The following is a 24,311-nucleotide window of genomic DNA, read 5'->3' on the forward strand; positions in this document are numbered from 1 at the left end:
ATGAGTATTCAGGAAATAGGCGATAAAATAGGGGTTAGCCATCCAACAATTTATCTTGCGTTGCAACGAGTTCCTTAAAATTTGATTTATAATGCTGATCATGCGCAATTAGATGTAGAAATGAAACGCAGTCACTGTGGATTGAAATCCAAATGTCCCCCCTGATAGCATCTAATGATTGGTTGCTGAATACTTACCATTACAGAATTCATGGAACAACCACATAAAATCCAATTGACATGTGGAACAGACTAGATTTTTTACCAAATATGCGAGATTCTATGGAAAATCTTGACTTACTACTATTAGAATTCGAAAAGGAACGTGTTCTACATTCTGACGGAATTCATTTATTTGGCTTGAAGTATATCCAATCCAATTTAGCTGCATTTTTCGGAGAAACGATGGAAAAACGAAAAAGTATCATGATTGTCATCATGATACTTTTCGTGCTTTTAAAGTCAGACACTAGGCCTATATTTATTATAGTCTACAATAGCTTTTCATTCAAAATTGACGCTAGAAAACTACTACCTTCTCCAGATAGATCCATTTTTTACTGAAGTCTATCATACTGTTCAATTTTAATTCATTTCTATTTATTTAAACGAGTGAGCAAATAACAATTTCTAACCAAATGATTTTTCAATCAATGTTCAACTGGTACCTTGATTATTAAAAAATCTTTTTCAGAATAGTTTCCTCTCAATAAGCTTTGAGGATAGTAGTACTTAAATGTAAGATAATCAACTTTACTTGCTAGCTCTTTAGTTTTGACAGAAAATGTCATAGTATTTGTTTCACCTTTATTTATATCTTTATCGTTTTCTATCCCCCCTGAATTTACTACATCCTTGTTACTGTCGGTTATTTTTGAGTTACTCAGAAGAGTCCAGCTCATATCATAGGTATCAGGATAATTTATATTTTCATATTTCACACTAATCATTACTGCATGTTTAACTTCATCAGAATATGTTACATCTTTTCTAAGGTTACCCAAACTACTACTTGCTTTTGTAATAGTAAATGCAACTAATGGCTGATTGGCTTTTGTTATGACAACTTGTTCATTAATACCATATTCTTTTTTTTCTGTAGCCAAATCGTGGTTTTCTACTAGCTGTTCTTTTTTTATTTCCTCCTCTACACTAGATAGTTTAGTTCTATATTCTTCCAACTGTCTCTGATCACTACATCCTGTTATTACAAAAAAAACAATAGTACATACCATAAAAATATACTTTTGTATTTTCAATATAGCTATTCCTCCTTAAATCGTATATATTCTCTATTTATAATATTAAGCTTAGCCAGCGCTTACCTCTCTAACTTCGAATAAACGGCGAAGAAAAAGCAACTCCTTCTTATTGCTATAAAACATAGCGAGGTCCGAGTCGATATTACACAGTGCCCACTACACTACGTTCCGATTTCATCAATCTCTAGGTGCTGAAGACACTTAGAATAGAAGGACTTGGTTCTCGAATCTAAACACTTTTATCTTGCCCTCTTCTAGATTATTTAAAAAGATTTATTCAATCGATTGTCCTCTTCATTTGTATCTTGAATGATCGAATCAATGTATTCTTTCAAAAACTTGCTATTCTCTGCAATGATCTGATAGCCTTTTTCTTGCTTAAGTTTTTCAACTTCTTCCTCTGAACTGTAATCATTTCCAGAGAAGAAGCGGATATTTACTGTTCCCACAAACTCAGCCGCTATATCCATTTGTGCTTCATTCGTCATACCACTATCGATTAGTTGAGCATAGGCTAGCCGTTCGCCATCCTCCATAAAAATATTTTTGATATATTCTTGGTAGTTTCTAACTTGCGGGGTTGTGATATTTTTTTCTCGTGCCCATGTATCTACGTCATTTTCTTTCTTTCGATACTCGAATGAATCTTTACTCAATTTGACTATACCATAGCTTTGCGGTGTGATTGAAAATGAACCAGAGACAATTTCAGTCAAGCGGTCATTCTCGACCGTTTCTGTCATGATATCTTGTGCATGGATGTGTCCTGAAAAGACAACGGGTACTTGATATTCTGCCAAGAGTTGTTTGAACTCGTCCGCATTATTAAGGACAAAGCCGCTGGATAATAATTTGTTATGAGCATAAATATTATGGTGTAAAAAGACAAGCGTCTTTTTATTTGTTTGCTTTGCTTCTGCTAATTGTTGTTTGACCCAACTCATCGTTTTGCCACGAATCGTTCCCCCTGTTGCAGGTCTTGTTTGAGGTTGGTTATCGTCAGGATAAATATTAGAATCAAGAAACAGAAAATTATACGCTGGATTCACGGCTACAGAATAACTCAATGAGTGTTTATCATAACTCGTTGCATTTTGATAGCCATTTTCTGCAAATATTTCTTTAAAATCAGCAATTGATATGGCTTCTGTTTTCTCTTGTTTAGCGCCAACGAATTTTCTTGCCCATCCATCATTGATATCATGATTGCCTGGGATGACAAAAGCGTTGATCCCTTTATCGGTTAATTGTTTAAGTAATTCTGCCAGTTTTTCTGCGCTAGCTTTTTCCCCATTTAAGGTCAAATCACCAGTAATGATCAGCATATCAGGTTTTTGTTCTATCGCTTTGTCGATAAATGCTTGCCAGCTCTCTTCTTGATAATCCAACTCTTTACCTGCTGCAGTCTGCTTGATATTTTGATAGGCAGAACCCGAATCAGTCAAACTTTTATCGAGATAATGCGGATCACTCACGACCCAAAATTCAATAGTTTCTTTTTCCATTAATGGTTTCACTGTTTTTTCTTTACTCTCACCAAAATAATTTAAGGCTAGCGCTATCACCACGACAGCACCAATAATCAAACCGATTACTTTTTTCATTGTTCCATTCCCCATTCTAATCCATTCCAGTCTATTCTATGCTTTTCTAGGCAAAAAAGCTCTCATCGTATCTATTTTACTAAAATACGATGAGAGATGCTGTTATTTTTTTATATTTCGGCTCCATTTGTCTGAATCAAGTGTTTATACCATTCAAAAGAATCTTTTTTAATGCGTTTTAGTGAACCGTTTCCTTGATTGTCACGATCCACATAAATAAAACCGTAACGTTTTCGCATTTCCCCAGTGGTGAATGAAATAGGATCAATACAGCCCCAAACAGTGTAGCCTAAGACATCTACACCATCTATCTCGATGGCTTTTTTCATTTCTTTGATATGCTGGCTGAGAAAGTCGATTCGTTCCACATCATGGATTTGATCTTCTACCAGTTTATCTGCATAACCAAATCCATTTTCCACAATAAAAATTGGACGTTCATACCGATTACTTAAAAGATTTAAATAGTGGCGCAATCCGGCTGGATCGATCGACCAACCCCACTCTGTCATACTTACATAAGGGTTTTCTACAAGAGAGCTGTCTCCAAGTAAGTCATCTTCCAAACGAACGGCTTCAGGACGTGTTGAGATCGTATTACTTAAATAGTAGCTGATACCGATATAATCGACTGTGCCATTTTTCAAGAGTTCTAGATCTTCATTCGTAATATCAAGTTGATAGCCATTTCTTTCCCACTCTTTGAGAGCCCAGCGAGGGTAATTGCCTCTCACTTGTACATCAGTGAAAAATAGTTGTTTTTCATCCTCTTGTTGTGCTGCGATGATATCTTTTGGATCACTCGTTAAAGGGTAATTTGGTGTTGCCGCCAACATACAGCCAATTTGGAAATCAGGATTGATTTTCTTTCCTTCAGCAACCGTTATCGCTCCTGCTACAAATTGATAATGTGCAGCTTGATACATCGTTTTTAATTTGTCTTCGCCTTCTTGATAAAGAATACCTGAGTTGGTAAATGAATAAATCGGATTTTCTAAGATTCGTTGGTTATTGATTTCATTGAACGTCATCCAGTACGTTACTTTATCCTTATAACGTTTCATAACAGTTATAGCAAAATTAGTGAAAAAACCAATCAGTTCTCGACTACGCCAACCGCCATATTGCTTCACAAGATGATACGGCATTTCAAAGTGAGACAAGGTGATCACAGGTTCGATTCCATGCTTCAATAATTCATCAAACAAGTCATCATAAAAAGCTAAACCAGCTTCATTTGGTTCTTGCTCATCACCATTTGGAAAAATTCTTGTCCAAGCAATACTGGTTCTTAAACATTTAAAGCCCATTTCTGCAAAGAGTTGGACATCTGCTTTATAGTTCCCATAAAAATCGATTGCTTCATGGTTAGGATAAAACTTTCCTTCAATAATTCCATCAGTAATTTCTCTAGCATGATCTTTTGAACCCGCCGTCATTACATCTGCAATACTGATTCCTTTGCCGCCTTGATTAAAACCGCCTTCTACTTGATGAGCCGCAACTGCGCCGCCCCATAGGAAATCGTTTCTCATTGACCGTCAGCCTCCTTGCTCGTTCCAACAACAAATAATTTTGTTTCTGGTGTCACTTTATCGCTATCATTGATAATATTCAATGATTCCATACTTGGTGCGTCTGTTAAAATAACTGGCGATGTCATCGCATAACCTGCTTGTTCGATCTTTTCACGATCGAAAACTAATAATGTTTGGCCACGTGTGATCGTATCTCCCATTGCAACTTTCGTTTCAAAATGTTCGCCATTTAAGTTCACTGTATTAATTCCGATATGAATCAATAACTCGCTACCACCAGTTGATTTTAACCCAATCGCATGTTTTGATGGGAAAATGGCGACAACTGTTCCATCGAATGGTGCCACGACTTTATTATCAGTCGGGATAATCGCCACACCTTTCCCAGCAATTTCACTAGAAAATACATCATCATCTACTTCTTTCAAAGGAATCACAGTCCCTGCAAGCGGCGCATAAACAGTTGTTTCTGGATTTTCTTGTACCTCTGTTACTGTTTCTTGAAAATCATCTTCTCCTTGATCTGTTTCAGGCAAGAAATCAGTCATTTCGTCTTCTTTAACACCGAAGAAATACGTTAATACAGCTCCTGCAATCAAAGCAGAACCGACACCAATGAAATAGCCGATTTTTGGTGTATAAACTGGAATAGAGAAAATATTATGGAATACATAGGCATTCATGGTCACACCGGTCACTCCACAAATTGCGCCACCAATCGCTCCTGAAATCGCAACGATCGGTAATAAGCGTTTATATCTTAAAATCAAACCATATACAATTGGTTCTGTTACACCTGCAAATAAACCTGTCAACGCCAATGGTCCAGCTAAAGCTTTCATTTTAGAATGTTTTTTAGATTTTAAATAGAATCCAATTGCGATCCCGATTTGTGCAAATACAGCTGCAACAGCCATACCTTCGATTGGATCGCCACCCATCACTGTCAAGTTTTCCAGTGTGATCGGTGAAAAGCCCCAATGCAAGCCAAACATCACCATAAACGGCATTCCGCCACCTAAAACGATTCCTGAAAGTAAGGCACTTTTCCCAATCAACCACATGACACCTTGGGATAACGCATCGCCAATGACCGTTCCAAATGGACCGAAAAGCAACGCTGTTAAGGGAACCATGATCATCAAACTAAACATTGGAACGGCGAATAATTGAAGGTCTCTAAAAATAATTTTACGTAAGAATTTATCCACGAATGAATAAATGAAAATTGCTACAAAAATCGGGAAAATCGTTGTTGCGTAATCGACAACGTTTAAATTGATTCCTAGAAAATCAAGTTTTTCTTGACCGATCATCCCGGTAAAGGATGGCTCCAATAGCGCCGCACCGATTACTCCCCCTACATACATATTCCCACCGATTTTTTTCGTTAAGGTGATCCCCAAGAAAACAGGTAAGAAGTAAAAAATTGCATTACTAGCCGCACTCAATACCATATAAGTTGAGCTAGTATCCGCTAAAAGTTTCATTTCAACTAAAATTGTTAAAACAGCTTTGATCATGCCTGATCCTGCCATTGCTGGAATCAGCGGTGAAAAGGCCCCAGAAATCACTTCGAACACATAATTGAAGCTTAGTTTTTTCTCTGTCTTAGGTGCATCTTCGTTTAAATCAGCGAGCGATTGAATTGCCGCATAATAATCTGGTACTTTACTACCGATCACAACTTGATATTGTCCACCGCTATTCACAACGGACATCACATAGGGCAACTTCTCTAATGATTCTTTGTCCGCTTTTTTCGTATTTTTCAAGCTGAATCTTAAACGTGTCGCACAATGAACTAAACTATTGATATTCGATTTGCCACCGACAAGCTCGATGATTTTTTTACTTTCTTCTTCATAACGCATGATAGTAATTCCTCTCTTTGTTTCATTTTTTAGAAAAAAAGTGACCCAAGAAGAAACACTTATACATGAAGTGTTTTTCTTAGGTCACGCCTGCTTAACCAGTAACGATCCTATTGATTGCTCGATAAGCGATTTAAGTGAAGTGTTAAGTACATCAATTCATCATTTGAAATCGTCCAATCATATTGTTGTTCCAAAAATGTTTTGATTTTAACTGCACACTGATAATCTTGCTCATATTTGACAGCGATCAAATTGATCAAGGACGAATCCTCATTTGAGGAAACTTCTTTATCTAGCTGTCTTTTGACAAAGTAACGAATATGGGTAATGAAACGAGTAAAATCATAAGAAGTTTCATCGTATTCTTTGCCATAATGATATTTAATAATATCGATAATGCTTTGAATGATTTTCGTTGTCAGCATGGTTTCGTTCATATTGCTAGTAGAATTATAGGCATTCACAAAATGAAGGGTAATAAAAGCTGCTTCTTGATCTGGAATAGCAATACCTGTTTTCTCCCGCATCATTTGAACGGCTTTCAACGCAAATGCATATTCTTTTGTATAAATTTGTTTAATGTCCCATTCTAATGGCGAGCGCATTTGTAATCCTTCTGCGGCTCGATTTAAGACAAACCCGATATGATCGGACAATGTCAGCAAAATGGAATCATCGATCGATTGCTCTAATTCTGCTTCACCTAATTGAATAATATCACTGGCCAGTTCAATATCTTCAATATCGATTCGTCCAAGCAGATTATCTAAGTTACTAACGGAATTATTACCTTCAAGAACAAATCTTTTTTCAATCCGGGCAGAATCGATCACGTCACCTTCACGCTTGTTAAAGCCAACGCCTTTGCCCATAATGATTTCTTCGATGTTGTCATCATTCAAAACCAAAGAAACATTATTATTAAAAACTTTCAGTATTTTCATTGAAATTATCTCCTGTTCTTGTCTTGAAAAACGAAAAAAGACCTGACCATATCAAACATCACCAAAAAAAGTAATGTGAGAGGTCACGCCTGCTTAACCAGTAACGATCCGTTGACCAAAGTATACAACGACTTGTTTTCTTTGTCAATAGTACGCTTACATTTTAAATAGAAGCAACCTTACACATCACTCTAATACTTATTTCAACTGGCTTTCTTCAAAAGAATACACTTGTTCAATGGTATGTGCTAGTTTTCTAAACTGAACAAATTTTCCTTCTCGAAGATACTCTTTTCCATCAACGAAAAAAAGTAAAGTGGGTGCTGAAAATATCAAATATTCAGCAGAAATTTCTTTGACTTGATCAGCTTCCACTTCTCTTAGTTCAATTTTAGGATAGTTTTTTAATAGTTCGGTCATTTTAGGTCTAAGCGCATGACACACTGAACAATCTTCTTGTGAAACATATAAAAAAGCAAGATGATGATTATTGATAAAAGTTAATACCGCTTGTATTGTTTGTAATTTTTTCATAGACTGATCATCCTTTTGTAATTGGCTAAATCATAGCACCATCTGATCAAGATTACGATTTTTATGCCCAACCTTTACTTATTTACTTCAACCCAAGCCTTATAATAATCTCTGTAAAAACCATCTTGATCTTCCGCTGTCATGATATAACGTCCTATCATCGTTCCAGTTTGATAGCCTTGTTTATCCAATTTTTCTTTGATAACTTGGAAATTATTTTCTAAAGGATTGTCTGATTTGATTGTAAGCAAAAATTGTTTATATGAATCTTTTGGCTGGTCTGATTGTTGCCAAATCGTGACCTCTTCTACAAATTCTTTGGCCGTAACAGCAAAACCATAAATGATTTCTTTTTCATGCCCCTCCTTGATATAAACAACTAAACTAGAAGGATTATCAATATAAGTCTGCAATTCATTGGGGTCCTTTAAATCGATTGGAATAATTCGTTCTACATCTAATGGTTCATCAAGAAATTCTTTTTCTTTTAGTTCTATCAAACTCAACAGTTGATCTTTCCTATGCTTGATCCCTTGCTGTTTTTTCTCTAGTTCCGCTAATTCTGCGGCAACGCGTGTTTCTGTTTCATCTAATATCGTCCATAACTCTTCTGGTGATTTTCGATAAAGATTGGTCATTTTATTAATGGGGATGTCGAGTCTGCGGTAAAAATCAATATCACTAATCGTCAAAATATCCTCCATATCAAATAGCCGATAGCCGTTTTGTCTATTTCTAGAGGATGTCAGTAGGTTCATATCGTCCCAATAACGAATCTTCGACTTTGGTAAATTCATGATTTCAGCTACTTGTCCTACCGTTAATAACTTCTCTTTTTCCATCAAATCACCTCTGATTTTAATTATAAACGAAAAACGTTGACATTCAAGTAGCTTGAAGGTGTAGAATTCCCTTTGAGTCTTGAAAAGGAGGAATTTAAATGAAAATCATTCAATTTTTCATTAAAAAGAATCTGACACTTATTTTAGCGACAGTTCTTTGTTTATGTTTACAAATTATCGGAACACTTGGTGTACCGTTACTCGTAGCACAATTAATCGACGTTGGGATTGCCAGCGGCGATGAACAATCCATTAAAATAATTGGGCTTAAAATGCTCGCAATGGCTTTATTTGGCGCGCTTTCAGCGATTGCTGGAAGTTATCTTTCTGCTAAAGTAGCTGCAAAATTTGGGTTGGAAACTCGGGAAATGTTTTTTGCTAAACTCCAAACATTTTCTATTAAAGATGCAGATAATTTCGGGACAGGTTCCCTGTTAACGCGAATGACAAATGACGTTGATAATATTCAACAAATGATCGTATTGTTTCTGCAACTGATTTTACCAGCACCGATCATTGCAGTGTTCTCACTTTATATGACGTTCACTTATTCAGCCACATTGGCTTTAGTGCCACTTATTGCAATCGCAGCTTTTGGGTTGATCGTCTATATTTTGATGAAAAAAGGAACGCCACTTTCATTATTGATCCAACCTAAAATGGACAAGATCATTGTGACGTTGCGGGAATTTTTCACCGGGATCAATATGATTCGAGCCTTTAACAATCAAGAATATGAAGAAGAACGAACAAATAAAACATTTTCTGATTATGCAAACGGCATGATCAGAGTCAATAGTATTTTCGCGTTTATTACACCAGTTGCCTTCTTGTTAATGGGTGTGGTGTTCTCTTCTATCTTATGGTTTGGTGGAAACTTCGTAGCACTTGGTACCTTGCAAATTGGGACGGTTTCTGCCGTCGTTGAATACTCTTTACTAACACTTGCTTACTTGATGATCGCAGCAATGGTATTAGTAATGTTACCTAGATCCCTTGCTTCAGTAAAAAGAATTGAAGAAATTTTAAATACCCAAGACCAAATTCTTGATACTGATCAACCTGTTTTACTTGAAGAAACGGAACCGCAAGATCCCTTGATCGATTTAAACCATGTGACATTCAGTTATGATCAAGCGGATGAACCCGTTTTAGAGGATATCCATTTCAGTATTCCAAAAGGGAAAACGACCGCAATCGTTGGTGGAACAGGCTCTGGTAAGAGTACAGTTGCCAAATTACTGTTAAGACTTAGCGATGTCTCTGAGGGAGCTATTTTATTTGATGGTATTGATATCAGAAATGTTACACAAGAAGAGTTACGCTCTAAAATCAGCTATGTTCCGCAAAAAGCCTTTCTATTTAGCGGAACCATTAAGAGCAATTTATTGATGGGCTATCCTGAAGCAACAAAAGAGGATATGGATCGCGCAGCTAAAATTTCTCAGCTTTCTTCTTACCTCGCTACATTAGAAGATGGTTATGATTCATTTGTGGCTCAAGGGGGAACCAACTTCTCTGGTGGTCAAAGACAACGTTTGTGTATTGCCCGTGCCTTGATCAAACCTGCGGATATTTATATTTTTGACGATAGTTTTTCAGCGCTTGATTATAAAACAGATGCTGCATTAAGACTCGCATTAAAAGAAGAAATGTCCGATAAAACCTTGCTGATCGTCGCTCAAAGATTGAGTACGATCCAACAAGCTGATACGATTATCGTTTTAGATGAAGGAAAAATTGTAGGTCAAGGAACACATAGCCAACTGTTACAACAAAATAAAACGTACCAAGAGTTTGCCCGCTCACAAGGGATTATTATGGAAGGAGCACAGTCATGATGGAAAAATTAAATAAACAAACACTGAAACGATTCTTTCAATTGATTCGACCTGAACGCCCGATATTTCTCGGCTTGATTCTGTGTAGTTTAGTCGGCAATGCCTTAGTTATTGCTATGCCTTTCATTATGGGGATTGCTATTGATGATTTGCTTACATTGATTAAAACTCATGGAGTCGGTCATATTACATTTTCCCTAGTTCAAGACGCTTTATTGACACCTGTTTTGATTCTGATTGTCTTTTCAATCATCAGTAGTTTGATTTCTTACATTCAAGAACGTGTGATGGCTTCTTTAAGCGAACGGATTACCTTAAGAGTCAGAAAAGAAGTCACAAAAAAATTCAAATCATTACCAATGGCCTTTTTTGACCAACACCAAGTTGGGGATATTCTAAGCCGAACAACAACTAGTTTAAATCAATTGTCACAAGTTTTCCTAACTGGGATTAATCAATTCTTTACATCGATCTCAACAATTGTTTTCGCTGGGATCATGTTATTTTATATCGATGTCAAACTAACCTTGATTGTCATTGTCCTAATTGCTGGAAGCTCATTCTTAACAGGTAAAATTGCTAATAAAAATAAGAAACTGGCTGAAGCAAGTCAGGCTGAACTTGGGATTTTGAATAACAAAACTGAAGAGTTTTTATCTGGGAATTTAGTGACGAAAACCTTCAATCAACAAAATCATGCAAAAGACGTCATCTCTCAAACAAATCAAAAGCACTACAAAGCCTTTTTAAGTGCTCAATTTATGAACTTTGCGATTTATCCAGCAATTCGTTTGATCAATCAATTAGCGTTTATCGTCAGTGCGATCATCGGAGCATTCTTAGTTTTACAAGGTGGGATCACAATCGGTTTACTGCAAGCTTATCTGCAATATATCAATCAAGTTTCTGAACCAATTTCCACAGCATCATATGTTATCAACTCCATTCAAGCAGCATTAGCAGCTGTTGATCGCATCTTTGAGATTTTAGATGCAGAAGATGACATTCCAGAAAAAAAGACCTTACAAATCATCGATCAACCATCTGGTGCAATTGCTTTTGATAACGTTCAGTTTGGTTATACAAAAGAAAAAATATTGATGAAGCAAGTTGATTTCATGGTTAAACCAAAACAAATGGTGGCAATCGTCGGACCAACTGGTGCAGGTAAAACGACATTAGTAAATTTACTGATGCGCTTTTATGAGTTAAATAATGGTCGTATCACCTTTGATGGCGTGGATATTACAGATCTTTCAAGAACAAATTTACGCGCAATGTTTGGAATGGTTTTACAAAATACGTGGTTATTTGAAGGAACTATTGCGGAGAATATTGCGTATGGACGTATGGACGCAACACGAGAAGAAGTCATCGAATCGGCTAAAATTGCCCAATGTGATCACTTTATTCGGACTCTGCCAAATGGTTATGATTCGATTATTTCAAGCGAGAATGGCTCGCTGTCACAAGGTCAGCAACAACTGTTGACGATTGCTAGGATCATTTTAGCAAATCCTCCTGTAGTTATTTTGGATGAAGCAACATCTAGTGTGGATACTAGAACAGAAGCTCACATCCAAAAAGCGATGGATGAAGTGACGAATAACCGAACCAGTTTTGTGATTGCACACCGTTTGTCTACGATTGAAAGTGCGGATTTGATTTTAGTGATGAAAGACGGAGATATCGTGGAAAAAGGGAATCATCAAGAATTGTTGGCAAAACCTTCGTTGTATGCTGATTTATATAATAGTCAGTTTCAACAGACTTAAATAAGTTTATACAGAAAAAAGGCTATCTGATTTATTTGAGATAGCCTTTTTTAGTTACGAAATAAAAGAGTCTCACTTCCTAATTGATTGTTTTAATCTATCCCATCATTATAAGAAAAAAGTTAGTTGAGTCGACTTAATAGTCTACATAGTTGTCCTTCATTTTACTCAAGACAACTATTGAGATCGCGATCAACAATATTCCCATAAACGCTGGCGCAGCAGATCCAATGGTTATATAACGCTGTCCGCCAATAACTGTTCCTACACTCAAGTTTGCGATTCCTACCTGTTTACTCTTTTTCGTTCATGTTCTATTGGCTTTCTCCTATAAATTATATTTTTTATCTCAACAATCATAATAACCACTCTTTAAATATCATTTTTATAACAAATATATTTCTTTATTGCTATTTTTCAAAACTTATACTATACTTTCCACAGCTACTGTTTTATGAACAGTAGACTTCGAACTCAAAAAAGGAAAGGAATTACTATCTTGAAAAATTTAAAATTAGGTTTAATTGGTATTTTTTTACTGGGAGCAATGTTGGTTGGTCTAGCTCCTGAATCTGTATCCGCAGTAGAATCTCGTTCCGTCATTGGTAACGATGATCGTGTTCAAATCACTGACACTACAGCCGTGCCTTATCAAAGCACTGTCTTTATTGGTGCAAATGGCGCTCTCGGTTCGGGCTCTGTTATCGAAAAAAACACTGTACTAACAGCTGCTCATGTTGTATCTGGTATCAAAGACAATCCAAATACAGATTCTAACTATGTTATTCCCGGAAGAAACGGTGCAACTCTTCCTTATGGAAAATTCAAAATTAAAGAGGTTCATATCTTTGAAAAATATTTAACGACTTCAAGTACAAGTGATGATGTAGCAGTCCTTACTTTGGAACCAAATGATGGTAAGGGAATTGGCGATATTGTTAAACAAAATCCAATTATCTTAACAGATACAGTAACGATTGGAGACAATGTATCGAGTACAGGTTATCCAGGGGATAAAACATGGGGAACCCAATGGGAAGCGAAAGGTAAAATCATTGGAAAACAAACAGCTAGCCTAATCGATTACGACTTTGATACTTTCGGCGGTCAATCTGGTTCTTCCGTATTTAATGACAAGCATCAAATAATCGCTGTCCATTCTGCTGGCGGTGGTAATCGAAATGTGGGTGTCAAATTAAATTCAGAAAAAATTGATTTCATTTTAGAACATATTGGTGAAGCAAGCACTCCTATTGAGATAGCGCCTAAAGAAATTGTCATTGAAAAAGACGCTGTCGAACTAAATGCTGGGGACTCTATGACCCTTAAAGCTTCTGTTTTACCAGAGAATACAACCAACAAGCAATTACACTGGGAAACTGCCACTGAAGAGATTGTGACTGTTGATAACAATGGGAATATCACAGCTATAAGCCCAGGTTCTGCATGGGTTTCAGTAACAACGGCTGACGGAAAAATCACAAAATATATTGATGTTGATGTAAACGAAGTTGCTCCTGAAGAAATCGTTGTTGATCAAGAAAATGTAGCGTTATTCCTAGGTGAATCAATGACACTGAACGCTTCTGTTTTACCAGCCAATGCAACTGATAAAGAACTATTCTGGATCTCAGATGATGCCTCTATCGCTGACGTTGATGATAATGGCACAATCACAGGTAAAAAAGTCGGAGCAACTGAAATTAAGATTCTTTCTGTAACTAATTTTGGTGATATCGAAAAACGCATTACGGTTACAGTCAAAGAAAAATTAAAACCAGCGGACTTAACTTTCCCAGCTAGAATCGGTTCGCATTTTTCTAAACAAGAAATGAAAGAAACTCGTGAAGTAGTCTCTAATACTGACAAACTCACTCATATTCTATTCCATCTAAAAAAACCTAATGCTTTATACGATTTAAAAATCGGTGAATTTGATTTCAACGGCGGGACTGGCGTTTATAATGTCCAAGCCATTACACTAGGAAAACCATTCACACAATTTTATTACACTATCGATATTGACAGACAATTACCGGATAGTAAAATCGTTATAATGTATGTCGACAAGAAAAATCCAAAAATCGTAAAGGATTATTTCTTCGTTGAAAAAAGATAAAACTTTAACATAAAATTTTTAAGTGCTTGAGACAAAATAGTTATTTGAATTTAGAGAGCGAAGCGAAGCAAAACAGATCATTAGTTTTGCCTCGCTCTTTTTATTTTTTAACGAACTATTGTAAAACAGTTAGAAAGCACTAGTCTTTCCAAGCAAAATATTGACTTTTCCGCTCACTTAACGTACACTTTGTACTTGAATCTAATAATTAAATAGTACCTCAAATCGAGGTAGAGGTTGCGATTTTTATTAAGCTTGTGGAGTGAGAGGACACATTGAAGCAAGTCTAGGAACAATCGCCGAAATGCATAACAGCCTCCCTGTTATGTGTTGGGACGCAAGCGAACAACTTGCGGACTGTCTTAGTAGTGATGCTAAGTTGCGCTATGTTTTTGTTGAGAGTACCTGACGATAGTAGGCAGCTATGCATTTTGCATAGTTGTTTTTTTGTGTGAAAGAAGAAGCTGTTTCAATGTATTCTTCAAAACTCTTTAAACTGAATTATAGTAAAACAAATTCAAGGATGTATAAGAAAGGAAGACAATTATGAACAAAAAATCATTTTCACTTGGCTTGTTATTTGCATTTATTTTAGTTATTTTCTGTGCTCCAGTCTTTAGTCAAGCAGAAGGAACAGAGGCTAACGGAGAATTCCGTGTTGGAATGGAGGCTGGTTACGCCCCGTTTAACTGGTCCCAAAAAACAGATGCACACGGTGCTGTACCAATTCAAGGAAATTCTTCTTATGCAGGGGGCTACGATGTACAAATCGCTAAAAAAATTGCTGCCGGCTTAGATAAAAAACTCGTGATCGTTCAAACAAAATGGGATGGTCTAGCCCCTGCTCTGCAATCTGGAAAAATCGATGCGATTATTGCTGGTATGAGCCCAACGGCTGAACGACGCAAAGAAATTGATTTTACTGATCCTTATTATGAATCACAATTAGTTGTAGTTGTTCAGAAGAAAAGCAAATTTGCAGATGCTAAAAACTTAAAGGATCTATCTGGTGCTAAAGTTACAGCACAGTTAAATACCTTCCATTATAGCGTGATCGATCAAATTCCAGGTGTGAATAAACAACAAGCAATGGATAACTTTTCAGCAATGAGAACGGCATTGGCTTCTGGTATGATCGATGGCTATGTGAGTGAACGGCCTGAAGGTGTGACCGCTACAAGTGTGAATAAAGAGTTGGAAATGCTCGAATTCTCTAAAGAAAATGGCTTCCAAACCAATGCTGAAGATGTTCAAATCGCAGTTGGTATGCGTAAAGCAGACCCAACCATTGCTAAAGTGAATCAAATTTTATCCGGTATTTCTTCAGAAGAACGCACAAAAATCATGGATCAAGCAGTGAAAGATCAACCCGCGGCTGAAACAAGTGATAGTGAAAAAACTGGCGTTCTAGCTGATTTTAAAAATATCTGGGATCAATACGGCGGCATGTTCTTACGCGGTGCAGGTTTAACCTTGTTTATCGCATTGATTGGTACCTTTGTCGGAACAGCTTTAGGTTTATTGATTGGAGTCGTTCGTACGATTCCAGAATCCGATAACAAAGTGAAACGGTTCTTCCAAAAATTAGGCAATGGTTTGCTTTCAATTTATATTGAGGTGTTCCGCGGAACACCTATGATGGTGCAGGCAATGGTCATCTTCTATGGTCTAGCTTTAGCTTTTGGCATTTCTTTAGACCGAACGGTTGCGGCATTATTCATTGTTTCCATCAATACAGGAGCTTACATGTCGGAAATCGTCCGTGGTGGGATTTTTGCTGTTGATTCTGGACAATTTGAAGCAGCACAAGCCATTGGAATGACACATGGGCAAACTATGCGTAAAGTCATTGTGCCGCAAGTTTTACGTAATATTTTACCCGCTACTGGGAATGAATTTGTAATCAATATCAAAGATACAGCCGTTTTGAGTGTTATCGGTGTTGCTGATCTATTTTTCCAAGGAAATTCTGCCTCTGGTGCAAACTTCCAGTTCTTCCAAACATTTACGATCGTAGGGATCATGTACTTGATCATGACCTATGCTATCACACGAGTTTTACGTGTAGTCGAGAAGAAAATGGACGGCCCTTCTGCTTATGTCAAAGTTGAAGAACTAGAAAACGTAAAAGAAAGCTAAAGAGCTTTCAAATTTAGGAGGAAATAATATGAGCGCAATTATTGAAGTCGAACATTTAAGAAAAAGCTTTGGTGATAACGAAGTGTTAAAAGATATCAATGTAAACGTCACGAAAGGAGAAGTTGTCACAATCATTGGCTCTTCTGGTTCAGGTAAATCAACCCTGTTACGTTGTATCAACTTACTCGAAAAACCAACTGGAGGCAAAATCATCTATAATGGTGAAAATGTCTTAGAGCGTGGGTACAATCTGCCAAAATACCGTACTCATTTAGGGATGGTGTTCCAATCATTTAACCTATTTAATAATATGAATGTTTTAGAAAATTGTACCTCAGGACAGCTTACTGTTTTAAAGCGTAATAAAGAAGAAGCAAAGAAAATTGCGTTAGAAAATCTTGAAAAAGTTGGTATGGAACGCTTTATTGATGCAAAACCAGCCCAACTTTCCGGTGGACAAAAACAGCGTGTCGCCATCGCTCGTGCCTTATCGATGAATCCTGATGTGATGTTATTCGATGAACCAACTTCAGCTCTTGATCCTGAAATGGTCGGAGAAGTACTGAAGACTATGAAGGATTTAGCCCATACAGGATTAACGATGATCATCGTCACTCATGAAATGGAATTTGCTAAAGAAGTTTCTGACCGTGTGATTTTTATGGATAAAGGTGTGATTGCAGAAGAAGGAACTTCTGACGATATCTTTGTTCATCCAAAAGAAGAACGGACGAAAGAGTTTTTACATCGAATTTTATCAAAACCTTAAAAAATAAATCAACACTCGCTTGAGCAGTCACTGTTCAAACGAGTGTTGATTTATTTATATTGTCTAATCGTTGGTGGTGTAAAGGTAGCGATAAATGCTTGAATCGCATCTAAATCTTCAGAAAAGAAAATCTTTGCTCGGTCTGCTTCCGTTAAAAATCCATCGCGAACCATTTTATCAAAAAATTCGGCTAATAAATCATAATAGCCCTCTACATTAAAAAAGACACAGGGATTTTGATGTTCACCAACCCTTCCCCAAGAAACAACTTCTGATATTTCTTCCAACGTTCCAGGTCCACCAGGCAAAGCTAAATAGCAATCTGCCAAATCGATCATTTTACGTTTACGCTCATGCATGTCAGTAACAATATGCATTTCAGTAATCGCTTGATGTGCTAATTCACGCTCCATTAGAAATTTTGGCATCACTCCGATTGCTTTGCCACCATTGTCAATAACTGTATCGGCAAGAATTCCCATCAAACCAACATTGCCTCCCCCATAGACAAGGTCATACTTATTATTGGTCATCCATTGGCCTAACACTTTTGTTTGTTCCTGATAAATTGCTTTATTTCCTACACTTGCCCCGCAATAAACGGCCATTCTCTTCAACTAATTCCCACCTATTCTAACTGACTAACAGATTGTCATTTGATTTGATTTTTATGCTTCTTCATTCTGTGATTGATAAGAAACATCATTAAATGTTTTTAGCGTGTAATTCTGTAAATCATTTTCTTTTTCTAAAATTGTAATACTCGTATTCGCTAAGGGACCACCTTCACGCCATTGTGATTTTTCTTTTCCGATCAAGGAATTGATCAACGTAATCAACAGCACACCATGTGCTACAATTAGTACTTTTCCATCTGGGTATTTTTTACTGATTTGTTCTATTGTTTCAGTAGATCGTTTTACTAAAGAGTCGATCGTTTCACCACCAAAAGCTGTGGGATCATACAGGTCTGGTCGTTGACGTAAGTTCTTTGTTTGCTCATCTGTATGATCGATTTCAATGCCTTCACGTTTACCAAATTTGATTTCTCTTAGGCTGTCATAATAATTCACGGTTAATCCATCTAAATAATTATTTTCTTTAAGAAGGTAATTCGCCGTATCCATCGCTCTTTTTTGAGTACTGACAGCAACTGCATCAAATGATGTATCGCAAAGATAACGTCCCGCTTGGATTGCTTGTTCGATACCGATCGGTAACAACGGCGAATCGATTTTTCCTCCTTGAAATCTCAAACTCAAATTCAGTTCTGTTTTTCCATGTCTCACAAAATAAAATGTGGTCATCTCTTTTCCCTCCATTTTTGACTGTGCCTTCCTCTTGATTATGATACTACAAATAGACTATTTTTGCTTTGTTAAAAATAGCGACTATCCTCTTTTGAATAAATGACACTCATTTTTATTTTTTCTATTCTATATGCTAACATAGTAAGAAGAATGGAGGGATTTGTGTGGAGCTTCAACAGTATCAACAATGGATCAGTCATTTTTATAAAAAAAGAGGTTGGTATGCGCTCAACTCTTTTATCCGCGTCAGTTTTTTAGCTGAAGAAACAGGAGAAGTTGCGCGTGCGGTGCGTGCTTTAGAAATTGGGCGTGACCGTCCAGATGAAAAATCAAAAGCCCCAGAACATTTAGTTCAAGACTTGACTGAAGAACTCGGTGACGTGCTAGATAATATTTTTATCCTAGCTGATAAATACGATATTCGTTTCGAAGATATTTTAAGCACCCATAAGCAAAAGTTAGAAGAACGCTTTAATGAGATCGACAGTCAGAAAGAAGGCATTAAATGAACAAGCAGATCACCATTCGACCAGTGGAAGAGCTCGATTTCCAACAGCTATTTGAGATAGAAAATACGATTTGGACGAATGAAAATTCTCCTGTCCTACATTATTATCATTCCGTTGACGAGTATAAGGAAAAAACAGCTGGACGCATTATTTTTGTTGCTGTTGAGGCTGACAAAGTTCATGGTTTTATAGACGTTCATCATCCCACGCCTTTGAACGCCCATCAAAAGCAATGGATGTTTGGGATCGGTGTTCATCCAGACAGCCAATCTTTTGGGATTGGTCGGCAATTATTGGATTATTTAAAGGAGGTCGCTACTAAAGAAGGGATTCATAAAATTTCTTTACGCGTTATGGGGTCTAATACTAAAGCCATTCAATTTTATCGAAAAAATGGGTTTATACAAGAAGCTTTATTTAAAGATGAATTTTTTATCAATGGTCAGTTTTGTGATGATTATCAATTTGCTTATTTCACAAGCTAATCTCAGCAGGTTTTAATGTTTTCAGAAAAACCTGTATCTCTTTCTGAAATTCGCTTGCTGTGGTCTCTTTATTCTGTTATTTTAGTTAAGAATAACGTTTAAGGAGTGTTGATGTGTGACAAAAAAATTATCATGGCGTGACTACCTTTATGTAGGTTCTATGCTATTTGGCTTATTTTTTGGAGCTGGAAATTTGATTTTTCCTGTTCATATGGGGCAAGAAGCTGGAGCAAGTATTTTTTTAGCAAACTTAGGCTTTTTGATTACAGGGATCGGGTTACCCTTTTTAGGTGTGATTGCTATTGGTATTTCAAAAAGTAATGGGGTCTTTGATTTAGCAACTCGTGTTAATCGGCGCTATGCTGTTGCTTTTACAGTATTACTATACTTGACGATTGGTCCATTCTTCGCATTGCCTCGTCTCGCTACGACATCTTTTGAGATTGGTTTGGCCCCTTTTTTGCCAAGTGATCAGCATAAATTAGTTTTAGCACTATTTTCAGCCCTATTCTTTTTTATTGCTTGGGCATTTTCACGTAAACCATCTAAGCTACTAGGTTATGTAGGAAAGTTTTTGAATCCATTATTTTTATTTTTGTTAGCTATTTTAATTTTATTTGCTTTTATTACACCCTTGGGTTCGATCACTTCAGCGCCTATTGCAGAGTCATATGTTGCAAATCCATTTTTTAAAGGGTTTACTGAAGGCTATAATACACTAGATGCTCTTGCTTCTTTAGCTTTTGGGATCATTATTGTGTCGACGATTCGAGGTATGGGAGTAGAAAAACCAAATGACATTGCAAAGGATACCATAAAATCTGGTGCAATCAGTGTTGTTTTGATGGGGATTATTTATACATTATTGTCTTACATGGGTACAATGAGTGTGGGGAAATTCCCTCTCAGTGAAAATGGTGGAATTGCCTTAGCTCAGATTGCCAATCATTATTTGGGTAGCTTAGGAAGTGTTTTATTAGCCTTTATCGTCATTCTAGCGTGCTTAAAAACAGCCATTGGTTTAATTACTGCCTGTTCTGAAACATTCAGTGAGCTATTTCCAAAAGGGTCTTATGCTTTTTACATTGCCGCAGCTAGTATTTTACCTTGTTTATTTGCAAATGTTGGCTTGACGAATATTATTCAATTTTCTATTCCTGTATTGATGTTTCTTTATCCTTTGGCTATGATTTTAATGATTCTAGTGATTATCAGTCCGTTATTTGGTCATCGTAAAGAAGTCTATCGTACAACAACTTATGTCACTCTTGTGGCAGCTTTACTTGATGCTTTGAATAATGCTCCTGAATTTATTAAGAGCAATTCAGGCGTTACAACTATTTTGACTACTGCTGAGAACTACTTACCATTATTTACGATTGGTATGGGTTGGGTCGTTCCATCTGTTCTTGGTTTTATAATCGGCTTGGTTTGGATCAATCTGAAAAAAGACACTGATCTTAAATAAAAAAAAGAGGTTGGGACAGGAGTGTTTAATCCCGAGAAATAAGAAGGGATTGCTTCTGCTCGCACCGTTTATACGAATTCCTTGAGTCTGAGAGATAACTCGTAGAGTTATGATGTCTCAGACTCTTTTTTCTCGAAATCTTACCTATCATACTACATATTTTTTATTTCGAGCGAAATCTTGCCTTTTTGTTAAGGATGTGTCACTAGCTGTCTACAGCTTATCGTCTTAGCTGACAAGTGCCTATATAATACAGTAGAATAGGGGCAAGGAAGTGATTAGCATGCTATATGAAGAATTGATGATGGATTCCGGAATGCTGACAAAGTTTAAACTTTTCAAACGAATCACACAAATCAATCAATCAGAGATCTCAATTACTCAATTATCTGATGAGCTATCGTTGAATTATCAACAGACATTTATTATCTTAAATGAAATCAATCATGATTTAGTTAAAGTGATTTCCAACCATCCATCCATTTTACAAAAAGCAGGAAAAATCGATAGTACCAAGTTACTCGTGACCATTGATGAATACCGTTATTTTCTCTTGAAAAAATCGGTGCCTTTTCAATTTATTCTTTATTTTTTAAACCAAGATTTTCCTAACATAGATGATTTTTGTCAACGCTATTACGTGAGTCGTTCGACAGTCTCTAGAAAGATGCTGCCTTTGAAAAAACACGTAAAGCAATTTAATCTGCGATTTACATATACTGAAGCAAATTTGACTGGGGATGAACGTGCTGTTCGAGTAGCACTTTTTGATGTATTGTGGCTTGGAACCCGTGGGACGGTTTGGCCATTTAAAAGTGTTGCCTTTGAAGATGCTGAAAGGCTTGTTGTTGCATTTTCTGAATATTTCCCCTTATCTAGAACTTACTTAGGTGCCAAAGAATTGACCTATTTTGCAGCGATTTTTCTCTGTCGAATGCGAAAGAAAATTTTTGTTTGTTATGACGACCGGTATGATTTTTTAATGATGGACAATCCGTACTATGATTTTGAGCGTCTCAACCAGGAACTTGGACCGATTCAAGCACTACCACCTAAGCACAGCAAGGGAGAAAGCAGTTTTATTTTTTTCTTAGCTCATTACGCTCCTTTTTATACTCTAGATGATGACCCTTCACTATTTCAAACATTGCATGATTTTTCGTCGCGGCCAAATCCTGTGTATGAATTAGTTCAAGAATTTCTTGCCTATGCTAAAATCAATATTTTCAAAAAGGAACCTGATGTTGTTGCTAAACCAATGATCATTGGAAATCTATTAAATATTACGTTTACCTTTTATGTGTTACGCCAACCATTTCCTAACCTTCAAAAGTTAGTAGAATTACCACGTAAAAAGAAAAAAGCTGATGAACTTCTTGAAACAAAGATCCAAGCTTTTTTTGATACAAAGGCAAAAGAAAAGGAATATAAGTTTATTTATACGATCAAAAAGCCCTTGGTCAATGCCATCAAAAGTGTCTTACTGCCGGCTTATGATAAGCCAAAGCATTCTGAACATTTAATGATTGGTGTTGCTTTTGAGCATAATTTCCTTTTAGTTAGAAGAATTTACCAATTTTTAAATGATCTAGGTTTTGTAGATTCTGCACCTTATCAGGAGGATCTGAATGAACAATATGATTTAGTGATCAGTTCTTCTTTATTGCCGAGGAAAAAGTATCCAGAATTACCCCTTTATTTTTGGGATTTATCTTATGACGAGGAAGAATTAGCTGATTTGTATCGAACAGTGCAACAGCTTTTTGAGAAGAAGAATATTATTCAAGAATAATTAAAGTAAGATTTCATGAACGAAGGTAAGACTTATTAAACCCGTTACTATGTACAATGTCCTGAAAATAGTTTTACTGATTCTCCCCCAAAAAAAGCCTGGCTAATAAGCTAGTTTATAGCACGGATACTCGTTAAAAGTTGAACATGAACTTGACTTGTAATTTTATTAATATTTAAAAAACGAAAGAGTCAAGAGTGAAGATTTGGCCGTCTTCGCTCTTGACTCTTTCACTTTGGCCAATTTAATTAGATGAAAGTTATTCATCATAAGTAGACTGATGGAAAAATTCCATATCTAATCCTTTTTCTTGTTCTTCTTCAGTTGTCTCTATTCTTGTTATTTTTGATGAAACAATTAGAATAAGTCTTGTTATGATGAATGCATACGCTGCGACGAAGCAGACACCTAAAATTTGAACGAGCAGTGCATTTAAGCCGCTAGTAGTTACTAATGAAGCACCTGTTCCGAAGATACCAATTAAAATAGTTCCAGTGAATCCACCAATGCCATGGACACCCCATACATCCAATGCATCATCCCAACCTTTTTTCTTACGAAAATCAACAGCAAGGTTACAAATAATTGCTGCGATGGCACCAATAGCAATTGCTTCTGTTGGTTTTACATATCCTGCGCAAGGGGTTATCGTTGCTAATCCTGCAACTGACCCAGTCAAAATATCCACAAAATCATAGTACCCCTTCTTAAATTTGGCAAATAAAATCCATACAGTTAAAGATGTAGCAAGTGCAACAAACGTTGAAACAAATGCATTCACTGCTTGAATATCTGCACGTAATGCACCACCAGAATTAAACCCAAACCAACCAAACCATAAAAGTCCAGTTCCGATTGCAGCAATCATCAAATTATTGTGTTGGCTTTTTTGTTGTTCCGTCAACTTTCTTTGTCCTAAGTACAAGATCGTTGCTAGAGAACCAAATCCGGCTGTCGTATGAATAACTGTACCGCCAGCAAAGTCTTTAAAGTTAAAATTACTTAAGAATCCACCACCCCAAACCCAATGGCAGACAGGGAAATAAATCAATAAATTCCAGCCGATCAACAGTAAAATATACCCTTTCATCGTCAAACGATCCGCAAAAGCCCCTGTCATAAGAGGGACGGTGATCACACAAAACATCAATTGAAAAGCAAAAAACATTAAAAAGGGAATCGTTGCCCCATGTAAAAGGTTCGCTAATGTGCCTACATTTTTCATCAAGAAGAAATCAGCTGGATTTCCGATAATACCATGAAAATCTGTACCAAATGCTAGCCCAAACCCTCCAAAAATCCACATTAACGTTGTTACTCCAACTGAAACAAATGATTGTCCCATAATGATTAATATATTATTTTTACGTGCCAAACCTCCATAGAAAAAAGCTAAACCTGGTGTCATTAAACACACCATTGCTGTACATAAAATCATAAATGCTGTATCGCCTGTATTAATTGAATTTGACATGAATTCCATTCCTTTCTTTGAATCTATTTC

21 protein-coding genes and 1 riboswitch are annotated in these 24,311 nt (G+C 36.6%); of the genes, 10 read left to right on the top strand and 11 right to left on the bottom strand.

The genetic code is table 11. The features are described 5' to 3' along the window. Positions 1-281: 281 nt before the first annotated feature. A complete protein-coding gene (locus tag ATZ35_RS16915) occupies positions 282-563 on the top strand; it encodes a Mu transposase C-terminal domain-containing protein (RefSeq protein ID WP_354017226.1) in 282 nt (93 codons plus the stop codon). Positions 564-649: 86 nt separating this feature from the next. Here the strand turns inward: ATZ35_RS16915 and ATZ35_RS02885 are convergent, their stop codons facing one another. From ATZ35_RS02885 to ATZ35_RS02915, 7 genes are all read right to left on the bottom strand, one after another. Further along, positions 650-1,258, bottom strand: a complete 609-nt coding sequence (locus ATZ35_RS02885; protein ID WP_208929450.1) for a DUF2057 domain-containing protein — start codon at positions 1,256-1,258, stop codon at positions 650-652. A 266-nt stretch (positions 1,259-1,524) separates the two neighbouring features. Continuing rightward, positions 1,525-2,865 carry a metallophosphoesterase gene (locus tag ATZ35_RS02890; RefSeq protein WP_208929451.1) on the bottom strand — a complete coding sequence of 447 codons (1,341 nt, stop codon included), beginning with the start codon at positions 2,863-2,865 and terminating at the stop codon, positions 1,525-1,527. Positions 2,866-2,975: 110 nt separating this feature from the next. Continuing rightward, positions 2,976-4,400, bottom strand: a complete 1,425-nt coding sequence (locus ATZ35_RS02895; protein WP_208929452.1) for a 6-phospho-beta-glucosidase — start codon at positions 4,398-4,400, stop codon at positions 2,976-2,978. Further along, positions 4,397-6,277 (bottom strand): beta-glucoside-specific PTS transporter subunit IIABC, encoded by a 1,881-nt coding sequence (locus ATZ35_RS02900; protein ID WP_208929453.1) that lies wholly within the window; start codon positions 6,275-6,277, stop codon positions 4,397-4,399. The genes ATZ35_RS02895 and ATZ35_RS02900 overlap by 4 nt, the downstream gene beginning before the upstream one ends. A 110-nt stretch (positions 6,278-6,387) precedes the next feature. After that, positions 6,388-7,224: a BglG family transcription antiterminator LicT gene (gene licT, locus ATZ35_RS02905; RefSeq protein ID WP_208929454.1), complete on the bottom strand. Its 837-nt coding sequence runs from the start codon at positions 7,222-7,224 to the stop codon at positions 6,388-6,390. A gap of 198 nt (positions 7,225-7,422) precedes the next feature. Further along, positions 7,423-7,758, bottom strand: coding sequence for a thioredoxin family protein (locus tag ATZ35_RS02910; RefSeq protein ID WP_208929455.1), 336 nt, complete (start codon positions 7,756-7,758; stop codon positions 7,423-7,425). 74 nt (positions 7,759-7,832) lie between these two features. Further along, the gene (locus ATZ35_RS02915; protein ID WP_208929456.1) at positions 7,833-8,600 is read right to left on the bottom strand and encodes a MerR family transcriptional regulator; all 768 of its coding nucleotides are present in this window, start codon (positions 8,598-8,600) and stop codon (positions 7,833-7,835) included. Positions 8,601-8,698: 98 nt separating this feature from the next. On the opposite strand from ATZ35_RS02915, the gene ATZ35_RS02920 reads away from it, so the two are divergent. After that, the gene (locus tag ATZ35_RS02920; RefSeq protein WP_208929457.1) at positions 8,699-10,441 is read left to right on the top strand and encodes an ABC transporter ATP-binding protein; all 1,743 of its coding nucleotides are present in this window, start codon (positions 8,699-8,701) and stop codon (positions 10,439-10,441) included. Then, positions 10,441-12,216, top strand: coding sequence for an ABC transporter ATP-binding protein (locus ATZ35_RS02925; protein WP_208930412.1), 1,776 nt, complete (start codon positions 10,441-10,443; stop codon positions 12,214-12,216). Before ATZ35_RS02920 ends, ATZ35_RS02925 begins: the two co-directional genes overlap by 1 nt. A gap of 136 nt (positions 12,217-12,352) precedes the next feature. Here the strand turns inward: ATZ35_RS02925 and ATZ35_RS02930 are convergent, their stop codons facing one another. Then, a complete protein-coding gene (locus ATZ35_RS02930) occupies positions 12,353-12,490 on the bottom strand; it encodes a tetracycline resistance protein (protein ID WP_208929458.1) in 138 nt (45 codons plus the stop codon). 225 nt (positions 12,491-12,715) lie between these two features. Here ATZ35_RS02930 and ATZ35_RS02935 point away from each other — a divergent pair, with 225 nt between their 5' ends. The 3 genes from ATZ35_RS02935 to ATZ35_RS02945 all read left to right on the top strand — a co-directional run bounded on the left by ATZ35_RS02935 (position 12,716) and on the right by ATZ35_RS02945 (position 17,243). Beyond that, complete coding sequence (locus tag ATZ35_RS02935; protein WP_208929459.1) at positions 12,716-14,335, top strand: Ig-like domain-containing protein; 1,620 nt, start codon at positions 12,716-12,718, stop codon at positions 14,333-14,335. A 223-nt stretch (positions 14,336-14,558) separates the two neighbouring features. Next, positions 14,559-14,730, top strand: a riboswitch (Lysine riboswitch). 151 nt (positions 14,731-14,881) lie between these two features. Continuing rightward, positions 14,882-16,474: an ABC transporter permease subunit gene (locus ATZ35_RS02940; protein WP_069641225.1), complete on the top strand. Its 1,593-nt coding sequence runs from the start codon at positions 14,882-14,884 to the stop codon at positions 16,472-16,474. 28 nt (positions 16,475-16,502) lie between these two features. Beyond that, on the top strand, positions 16,503-17,243 hold the full coding sequence (locus tag ATZ35_RS02945) for an amino acid ABC transporter ATP-binding protein (RefSeq protein WP_069641224.1): 741 nt from the start codon (positions 16,503-16,505) through the stop codon (positions 17,241-17,243). 50 nt (positions 17,244-17,293) lie between these two features. Here the strand turns inward: ATZ35_RS02945 and ATZ35_RS02950 are convergent, their stop codons facing one another. Both ATZ35_RS02950 and ATZ35_RS02955 read right to left on the bottom strand, forming a co-directional pair. Beyond that, complete coding sequence (locus ATZ35_RS02950) at positions 17,294-17,851, bottom strand: LOG family protein (RefSeq protein WP_204638571.1); 558 nt, start codon at positions 17,849-17,851, stop codon at positions 17,294-17,296. Between the two features lie 60 nt (positions 17,852-17,911). Beyond that, on the bottom strand, positions 17,912-18,550 hold the full coding sequence (locus ATZ35_RS02955; protein WP_207121806.1) for a histidine phosphatase family protein: 639 nt from the start codon (positions 18,548-18,550) through the stop codon (positions 17,912-17,914). A gap of 167 nt (positions 18,551-18,717) precedes the next feature. Between ATZ35_RS02955 and ATZ35_RS02960 the strand changes: the two genes are divergently transcribed. From ATZ35_RS02960 to ATZ35_RS02975, 4 genes are all read left to right on the top strand, one after another. Next, on the top strand, positions 18,718-19,062 hold the full coding sequence (locus ATZ35_RS02960; protein WP_208929460.1) for a MazG nucleotide pyrophosphohydrolase domain-containing protein: 345 nt from the start codon (positions 18,718-18,720) through the stop codon (positions 19,060-19,062). Then, a complete protein-coding gene (locus ATZ35_RS02965; RefSeq protein ID WP_208929461.1) occupies positions 19,059-19,547 on the top strand; it encodes a GNAT family N-acetyltransferase in 489 nt (162 codons plus the stop codon). Before ATZ35_RS02960 ends, ATZ35_RS02965 begins: the two co-directional genes overlap by 4 nt. Positions 19,548-19,662: 115 nt before the next feature. Beyond that, positions 19,663-21,015: a branched-chain amino acid transport system II carrier protein gene (gene brnQ, locus ATZ35_RS02970; RefSeq protein WP_069641220.1), complete on the top strand. Its 1,353-nt coding sequence runs from the start codon at positions 19,663-19,665 to the stop codon at positions 21,013-21,015. Positions 21,016-21,298: 283 nt separating this feature from the next. Continuing rightward, positions 21,299-22,807 carry a helix-turn-helix domain-containing protein gene (locus tag ATZ35_RS02975; RefSeq protein WP_207120434.1) on the top strand — a complete coding sequence of 503 codons (1,509 nt, stop codon included), beginning with the start codon at positions 21,299-21,301 and terminating at the stop codon, positions 22,805-22,807. 259 nt (positions 22,808-23,066) lie between these two features. Here the strand turns inward: ATZ35_RS02975 and ATZ35_RS02980 are convergent, their stop codons facing one another. Beyond that, the gene (locus tag ATZ35_RS02980; protein WP_208929462.1) at positions 23,067-24,281 is read right to left on the bottom strand and encodes an ammonium transporter; all 1,215 of its coding nucleotides are present in this window, start codon (positions 24,279-24,281) and stop codon (positions 23,067-23,069) included. Positions 24,282-24,311: the final 30 nt, after the last annotated feature.

The organism is Enterococcus rotai (genome assembly GCF_001465345.1).
Lineage (GTDB): Bacteria > Bacillota > Bacilli > Lactobacillales > Enterococcaceae > Enterococcus_L > Enterococcus_L rotai.

Excerpts from the sequence above, each read along its gene's own strand:
- ATZ35_RS16915 (WP_354017226.1), top strand. The coding sequence starts at position 282 with ATGGAAAATCTTGACTTACTACTATTAGAATTCGAAAAGGAACGTGTT.
- ATZ35_RS02890 (WP_208929451.1), bottom strand. The coding sequence starts at position 2,865 with ATGAAAAAAGTAATCGGTTTGATTATTGGTGCTGTCGTGGTGATAGCG.
- ATZ35_RS02895 (WP_208929452.1), bottom strand. The coding sequence starts at position 4,400 with ATGAGAAACGATTTCCTATGGGGCGGCGCAGTTGCGGCTCATCAAGTA.
- ATZ35_RS02900 (WP_208929453.1), bottom strand. The coding sequence starts at position 6,277 with ATGCGTTATGAAGAAGAAAGTAAAAAAATCATCGAGCTTGTCGGTGGC.
- licT (WP_208929454.1), bottom strand. The coding sequence starts at position 7,224 with ATGAAAATACTGAAAGTTTTTAATAATAATGTTTCTTTGGTTTTGAAT.
- ATZ35_RS02910 (WP_208929455.1), bottom strand. The coding sequence starts at position 7,758 with ATGAAAAAATTACAAACAATACAAGCGGTATTAACTTTTATCAATAAT.
- ATZ35_RS02915 (WP_208929456.1), bottom strand. The coding sequence starts at position 8,600 with ATGGAAAAAGAGAAGTTATTAACGGTAGGACAAGTAGCTGAAATCATG.
- ATZ35_RS02920 (WP_208929457.1), top strand. The coding sequence starts at position 8,699 with ATGAAAATCATTCAATTTTTCATTAAAAAGAATCTGACACTTATTTTA.
- ATZ35_RS02925 (WP_208930412.1), top strand. The coding sequence starts at position 10,441 with ATGGAAAAATTAAATAAACAAACACTGAAACGATTCTTTCAATTGATT.
- ATZ35_RS02940 (WP_069641225.1), top strand. The coding sequence starts at position 14,882 with ATGAACAAAAAATCATTTTCACTTGGCTTGTTATTTGCATTTATTTTA.
- ATZ35_RS02945 (WP_069641224.1), top strand. The coding sequence starts at position 16,503 with ATGAGCGCAATTATTGAAGTCGAACATTTAAGAAAAAGCTTTGGTGAT.
- ATZ35_RS02950 (WP_204638571.1), bottom strand. The coding sequence starts at position 17,851 with ATGGCCGTTTATTGCGGGGCAAGTGTAGGAAATAAAGCAATTTATCAG.
- ATZ35_RS02955 (WP_207121806.1), bottom strand. The coding sequence starts at position 18,550 with ATGACCACATTTTATTTTGTGAGACATGGAAAAACAGAACTGAATTTG.
- ATZ35_RS02965 (WP_208929461.1), top strand. The coding sequence starts at position 19,059 with ATGAACAAGCAGATCACCATTCGACCAGTGGAAGAGCTCGATTTCCAA.
- ATZ35_RS02975 (WP_207120434.1), top strand. The coding sequence starts at position 21,299 with ATGCTATATGAAGAATTGATGATGGATTCCGGAATGCTGACAAAGTTT.
- ATZ35_RS02980 (WP_208929462.1), bottom strand. The coding sequence starts at position 24,281 with ATGTCAAATTCAATTAATACAGGCGATACAGCATTTATGATTTTATGT.